Source organism: Nitratifractor sp., from assembly GCF_015487065.1.
GTDB lineage: Bacteria > Campylobacterota > Campylobacteria > Campylobacterales > Sulfurovaceae > Nitratifractor.
Window position 1 is genome coordinate 1 of the sequence record NZ_WFQN01000174.1, and the last position, 6,300, is coordinate 6,300.

General features: G+C 57.7%; 7 protein-coding genes. All 7 read right to left on the reverse strand.

What is annotated here, in order from left to right; all coding sequences use genetic code 11:
* On the reverse strand, positions 1-602 hold a 602-nt coding region (locus tag F8I07_RS09920; protein WP_292659116.1), incomplete at its 3' end, for a P-loop NTPase.
* A 54-nt stretch (positions 603-656) separates the two neighbouring features.
* On the reverse strand, positions 657-1,160 hold the full coding sequence (locus F8I07_RS09925) for a YajQ family cyclic di-GMP-binding protein (RefSeq protein ID WP_292659118.1): 504 nt from the start codon (positions 1,158-1,160) through the stop codon (positions 657-659).
* A 9-nt stretch (positions 1,161-1,169) separates the two neighbouring features.
* Complete coding sequence (locus F8I07_RS09930; protein WP_292659120.1) at positions 1,170-2,432, reverse strand: homoserine dehydrogenase; 1,263 nt, start codon at positions 2,430-2,432, stop codon at positions 1,170-1,172.
* A complete protein-coding gene (locus F8I07_RS09935; protein ID WP_292659121.1) occupies positions 2,425-3,660 on the reverse strand; it encodes an LL-diaminopimelate aminotransferase in 1,236 nt (411 codons plus the stop codon). Before F8I07_RS09935 ends, F8I07_RS09930 begins: the two co-directional genes overlap by 8 nt.
* A 3-nt stretch (positions 3,661-3,663) precedes the next feature.
* Positions 3,664-4,944, reverse strand: coding sequence for a hypothetical protein (locus F8I07_RS09940; protein ID WP_292659124.1), 1,281 nt, complete (start codon positions 4,942-4,944; stop codon positions 3,664-3,666).
* Positions 4,931-5,632, reverse strand: a complete 702-nt coding sequence (locus F8I07_RS09945) for an RNA methyltransferase (RefSeq protein ID WP_292659127.1) — start codon at positions 5,630-5,632, stop codon at positions 4,931-4,933. The genes F8I07_RS09940 and F8I07_RS09945 overlap by 14 nt, the downstream gene beginning before the upstream one ends.
* A gap of 52 nt (positions 5,633-5,684) precedes the next feature.
* The coding region (locus tag F8I07_RS09950) for a ribosomal RNA small subunit methyltransferase I (RefSeq protein ID WP_292659129.1) at positions 5,685-6,300 on the reverse strand (616 nt) is incomplete at its 5' end.

A 6,300-nucleotide genomic window follows, 5' to 3' on the forward strand; every position in this document is an offset into this window, starting at 1 on the left:
CCCCACTGGATATCCTCCAGCATCTGCTCGATCGCCTGGGTCACCATCGCCCCCTTCCAGATCAGCGACGCATCGGGAGCGATGAGGGATCCCATACTCATCACCTTGAGGCCGTGGGCGGGAATCGGTTTGATCTTGTTTCCCAGAAAGACCGGCTGTACCCCTTCGATCCCCATCATGCGCGGGATGTTGGGGCCGTAGATGTCAGTATCAAGCAGCCCGACCCGTTTGCCCTGCTGTGCCAGAGCCAGGGCCAGGTTGACGGTGGTGGTCGATTTGCCCACCCCCCCTTTGCCGGAGCTGACCATGACGAAGTTGGCGACATTGGGCAGGGCGTTACGTCCGTCGGAGCTGGTCTGGCGGGGCTTGGGAGGCTGGCGGATCTCCACATACTCCAGAGCAATCCCCGCAACTTCCAGCCGTTTGCCGATCTCGAGACGCAACTGCCCGGCCACCTGCTCGGAGGCGGAGGGAATCTCCAGAACGATCTGTACCCCCGCCGATCCCGCCTCCACACGGCGGATGAAACCGTAATCTTCAATGCTTTTGGGAAAGCCCGGATAGAGGACTTCTCCCAGAATCTTTCGGGTCTGTTCAATCATAATAATGCGCCTTTGATGATTTTTTGAATTTGAAAAGCTATTGATCTTTGATTATTATTTGAAATTGCCGAAAACCAGGGGCGCTTTGAGATCCAGCGTTTTGACCGCGGCGATGACCTGCTGCAGATCATCGATCTTTTTGCCGCTGACCCGGATCTCGTCACCCTGGATGGCGGGGGTGACTTTGAGTTTGAGGGCCTTGATGGTTTTGACGATCTCCTTGGCCTCCTCTTTGTCGATGGCATCGACGATTCGGTAGATCACCTTGACGTTGCCGCCGCTGATTCCCTCTTTTTTCACTTCGTCCAGGGATTTGGGCGAGAGCCCCCGTTTGATCATCCTGGAGAGCAGGATATCCTTCAGGGCGTCGATCTTGGAGTCGCTGGAGCTGACCAGAGAGAGGGTTTTGGCCTTTTCGTTGAGCTCGATCTCCGTCTGGATCCCTTTGAAGTCGAAACGGGTCGTCACCTCTTTTTTGGCCTGTTCGATGGCGTTTTTCATCTCCATCATGTCCAGCTTCGCGCTGATATCGAAATAGTGCTCTTTGGCTTTGGCCATGGTTGCCTCCTACTTTTCGATCCGGATCATCGTTACCTGCTCGTCGACCACTTCCAGAGACTTCAGGGCGGCGATCGCCTCGTTCATCTTGCGCTCCTCGCAGCGATGGGTGGTAAAGAGCAGCCGGACCCGGTCGGCATAGCGGGAGGGTTTCTGGAGCATCGACTCGATGGAGATGCCGAACTCTCCCAGGGTGCTGGTGACCTGGGCCAGGACCCCGGGGCGATCCAGGACCTTGAGCTTGAGATAGTACTGGGAACTGATCGCTTCGGGAGCGACAAGAGGGAGGCCGCTCTCGAGCCCCTTCTTGTAGCCCAGCATCGGGCCGCTGTTGCCCCGGACAATCTCGACGATATCGGCGATGACCGCACTGGCGGTCGCGTCGCCGCCGGCCCCGGGGCCGTAGAACATCGTCTCCCCGACCCGGTCCCCCACAACGCTGACAGCGTTCATCACGCCGTCGACTTTGGCGATCATGCTCTCGGCGGGAATCATCGTGGCATGCACCCGCATCTCTACCCCCGCTTCCACCTTTTTGGCAATGCCGAGCAGCTTGATCTCATAGCCGAATTCCTGAGCGAACTCCACATCGGTGGCGGTGATCTTTTCGATCCCTTCGATGATGATCTCTTCAGGCTTGGCGTCGATGCCGTAGGCGATGGAGCCCAGGATCAGCAGTTTATGCGCCGCGTCGTAGCCTCCCACGTCAAAGGTGGGATCCGCTTCGGCGTAGCCCAGCTCCTGAGCCTCTTTGAGCACCGCCTCGTAGTCGGCTCCCTCTTTGATCATCTTGGTCAGCATGAAGTTGCAGGTACCGTTCATGATCCCCTTGATCGACTCGATGTGGTTGGCGCTCAGCCCGTTGCGCAGCGCGCCGATGATGGGAATTCCCCCGGCGACACTCGCTTCGTAAAAGAGCGGCGTCTCTCCGGCGATCTCCTGCAGTTCGTAGCGGTGATAGGCCAGCAGAGCCTTGTTGGCCGTGACTACCGGTTTGCCTGCCTCCAGCGCCTTGCGTACCAGGCGGTAGGGCTCTTCCACCCCGCCCATGAGCTCCACGACGATATCCACGTCGGCACTTTCGATCACTGCCATCGGGTCGTCGGTCAGGGGAATCTCAACCTGACGATCTTTGGAGAGATCCCGCACCGCCCCGAGGACCGGGACGATCTTCTTGCCGGCACGGGCTTCGAGGATGTCCGCATTTTCCAACAGGATTTTCGCCACGCTTTCGCCGACGGTTCCGACACCGAGAATCCCCACTTTAACCATGCTTTGCCTTCTCCTCTTTGAGTTCGTTGAGATACCGTTTGATATTTTTGGCCGCCTGCCGGATCCGCTTTTCGTTTTCGATCAGTGCGATACGCACATACTCGTCGCCGTACTCCCCGAAACCGATCCCGGGACTGACGGCCACATGGGCTTTGAGCAGCAGTTCTTTGGAGAACTCCAGCGAGCCCATCTCCCGGGCGATCTCCGGAATCTTCGCCCAGACGAACATGCTGGCATTGGGGCGCCCAACTTCCCAGCCGGCTTTGCCGAAGGCGTCGATGAGCACATCCCGGCGTTTCTGATACTTGGGGATGACGATCTCCTCTACCAGATGCTCATACTCGTCCAGGGCTACGGTCGCTGCCACCTGGATCGGGGTGAACATCCCGTAGTCAAGCCAGGATTTGATCTTTTGCAGGGCGCCCACCAGCTTAGGGTTACCCACGATAAAACCGACCCGCCATCCGGCCATGTTGTAGCTCTTGGAGAGGGTAAAGCTCTCGACCGCCACATCTTTTGCCCCCTCAACCTGGAGGATCGAGGGAGTTTTGTACCCGTCGTAGGTGATGTCGGCATAGGCGATGTCGCTGATGATGTAGAAGCGCTCCCGCCGGGCGATTGCCACCAGCCGTTCATAAAAGTCCAGCCCGACCGTGGCGGTGGTGGGGTTGTGGGGAAAGTTGACCACCAGAAACTTGGGCTTGGGGACCGAGTTGCGCAGGGCGTGTTCCAGATCGGTAAAGAAACGCTCCTCGTCAACTTCGAAAGTGGTCTCGTCGAAGGTCAACTTCATCTTCTCCACATTGCCTCCCGCCAGGATAAAGGCGTAGGAGTGGATCGGATAGGTCGGATCAGGCACGATGGCCACGTCGCCGGGATTGGTGATGGCCTGGACCAGGTGGACGTAGCCCTCTTTGCTCCCCATGGTCGCTACCGCTTCGGTCTCGGGATCCAGGACCACATCGTATTTGCGCAGGTACCAGTTGGTGATGGCCAGTCGGAGCTTGTAGATTCCCTTGGAGGCGCTGTAGCCGTGGGTATGGGGTTTGCGGGCGGTCTCCACCAGCTTCTCGATCACCGGCTCAAAAGCCGGACCGTCGGGATTGCCCATAGAGAAATCCACCACATCGGCCCCGGCGCGGCGCTCCGCCATCTTCAACTCGTTCACGACGGCGAAGACATACTTGGGAAGCCGATTGATTTTATCAAACTGTATTTCGTCAAACATTGTTTACCACACCTTACTTTTGTTGAGTCGTTGGAACGCTTCATGGGAGATCTCCCGGACTCCCCCTTGAGCGATCATAAAGAAGTGCCGGGAACCGTCGGCGAGTTTCAGGCTGTTTTTCCCCCGAAACTCCACTCTGCCATGTCCTGTCGCCAAAATATAGTCCCCCTTGGAGGTATCGAAGGTGATATCTTCATTGGTCACTTTGGCTACCCGTTTCATCGTTCTTAGATCGGTATAGCCGACCCAGACTTTGGAACGGGGATGGAAAATCACCAGAGCATCGGTCACCGCCGTTTTTTTCGCAGCGGGCTTCGGGGGCGTTGCCGAGGCAGCCGCCGCGCTTTGGGGAGCTTTTGCCGCCTTGGGAGCGGAAACGGTCTTCTGATCACTTTGGGATGCCGGCGCTTTCTTCTTCTCGGCATGCTGCTCCATCGAAGGCACGGTGGGAGCCAAGGCTTTTTCCTGCGGCGGTTTCGCTTCACCGTTACCGGCCGTCGCCGCCAAGATCATACGCGAAAGATCGGAGAGATTCTCTTCGGCGGACGTTGCCTTGGGCTCTGCGGCACTCTGCCGGCGCAACTCCTCGGCTTTTGCCTGTTCCTTTTTGACCTGGGTGATGATCTTGGCCTCTTCATTCTCTTCACCAGCCGCCGGCGTAGGTTTGGGCGTATGCTTCTCCTCCGAAGAAAGATTCTCTTCGGAAGTGGCAGCTGAGGACGGGGATGAGACCTGGACCGTCTGATTCTTTTCGCTCTCGTTCTGTTCCGCCCAGGCTCCCGAAACAGCCGGAGGCTCCGATGAAGCAATCTCCGTTTCCTGAAGCGACGGCTTTTCCCCGCCAAACCACCCTTTCGTCATGGTAAAGACCGAGTCAAAAAAGCCTCCCCCTTTCCGGCTTGCCGTTGTAGTCGTCACATTGCTTTCCGAACCTGCCGGTGTCGAAAAGTATCTCCACCCCCCAAAAGCGGCAATCAAGACCAAAATCAGAAGAAGAATACGCCAACCTTTCCCCTGCTCCTCCTCGGCGGCCGGGGTAACAATCAAAGGCGGCGCCTCTTCTACCGGACCCGCCTCGGCGAAGTAGGCCCGACAGTCGGCCTTGAGATCGCTCAGATCGACGTGGTACTCCCGCTCCAAAATGGAGATAAAGCCCAAAGCCTGCACCTTTTTCAAGCGGGACCAATCCCGATGAAGCAGGGCATCCAGATTCTCGACAGCAATCCGGGTTCGTCGGCTAATCGTCGGGAGCGTATTCTCTTCGATAATTTCATTCAACTGCATAACTCATCCTGTGTATCATAATGGCGGCTGCGGCACTGACATTGAGAGAATCAAACTCCCGCTTCATCCGAATCGCGACAGTCTCATCCAACCGTTCTCTCGCCTTTTTGGAGAGCCCTCGGTCTTCGCTGCCCAGGACCAGGGTCCGGCGTCGGGCGAAGGTTTTCTCTTCGATGGGCTCTCCCTCCATGGAGGCTCCGTAGAGCCGATGTCCCGCCTGAGAGAGCTCATGGAGCACATCGAGGATATTCCGATGCAGAGCAAAAGGCATCTCCAGTAGGGCTCCACTGCTGGTGCGGGTCACGGCAGCGAAATTAAGCTGCCCGATTCCGGTCGCCACGATCCCCTCCACTCCCAAGGCATAGGCACTGCGGACAATCGCCCCGATATTCCCCGCATCGGTCAGTCCGTCAAGAACCAGGGCAAAAGCCCCCTCCTTGATCTCAGCCAACGTCGCGGGTTCAAAATCGGTAATCTCCGCCAGAAGGCCCTGATGGTTGCCTCCCCGGCTCAGCTGCTGAGCCCAACGGTTTTCGATGAACGTAATCTTGGCTCCGTACTTTTCGAAGAGATCCCGGGGCAACACGCCTTTTTTGGCGATATAGATCTTTTCGACACGTTCGGGGTGGTATCGCAGTGCATGCAGTACCACCTGTTTTCCATAAATAATCATAGGGGATTTTACCATTTTTTCCTAACGGTCAAGCAGCAAAAGAGTTCCGGGACAGTCACCGGAAATCTCAGCGCTTCCGGGCCAAGCGGTCGTACCACTCCGAGACGGTACCGCCCAGCAGGCGGGCGAGAAGCTTGGCCTTGACCTTGGGGGGCAGATCCATCGCCTCAATCTCCTCGGCATGGAGCACCGGAGCCGAGGTCTTCGCCCCGGCCATCACCACCACCCATTCTCCCCGGATCGCGCCTTCCGCACGCAAGCTCTCCAACAATGCTCCGGCAGTGCCGCGATAGTATCGTTGATGTTTCTTGCTCAACTCTTTGGCGGCAAAAATCTCACGGTTCGGATCCCGCTCGGCAATAGCCGATAGAAGCTTTTCCAGACGGTGGGGAGCCTCATAGAGGACCGTATCCCAGGGAGAGCGCAGCAGGTTCTCCAACGCTTCCCGGCGCGGTCGTCCCTGATGGGGCAGAAAACCGTAAAAGAGAAAACGCCCCGCTTCAAAACCGCTGGCGGCATAGGCGACCGTCACGGCGCTGGGACCGGGTAGGACATCATAGGGGACTCCCCGCTCCTGACACCAGGCCACCAGCAGCTGCCCGGGATCGGAGATGGCCGGCATCCCGGCATCGCTCACATAGACTACCGCTTCGGAAACCAGTCGCTCGGCGATCTGTTTCAAG

What these genes read in the sequence shown, in the direction of transcription:
- F8I07_RS09935 (WP_292659121.1), bottom strand. Translation starts at nt 3,660, where the DNA reads ATGTTTGACGAAATACAGTTTGATAAAATCAATCGGCTTCCCAAGTAT.
- F8I07_RS09940 (WP_292659124.1), bottom strand. Translation starts at nt 4,944, where the DNA reads ATGCAGTTGAATGAAATTATCGAAGAGAATACGCTCCCGACGATTAGC.
- F8I07_RS09945 (WP_292659127.1), bottom strand. Translation starts at nt 5,632, where the DNA reads ATGGTAAAATCCCCTATGATTATTTATGGAAAACAGGTGGTACTGCAT.
- F8I07_RS09930 (WP_292659120.1), bottom strand. Translation starts at nt 2,432, where the DNA reads ATGGTTAAAGTGGGGATTCTCGGTGTCGGAACCGTCGGCGAAAGCGTG.
- F8I07_RS09925 (WP_292659118.1), bottom strand. Translation starts at nt 1,160, where the DNA reads ATGGCCAAAGCCAAAGAGCACTATTTCGATATCAGCGCGAAGCTGGAC.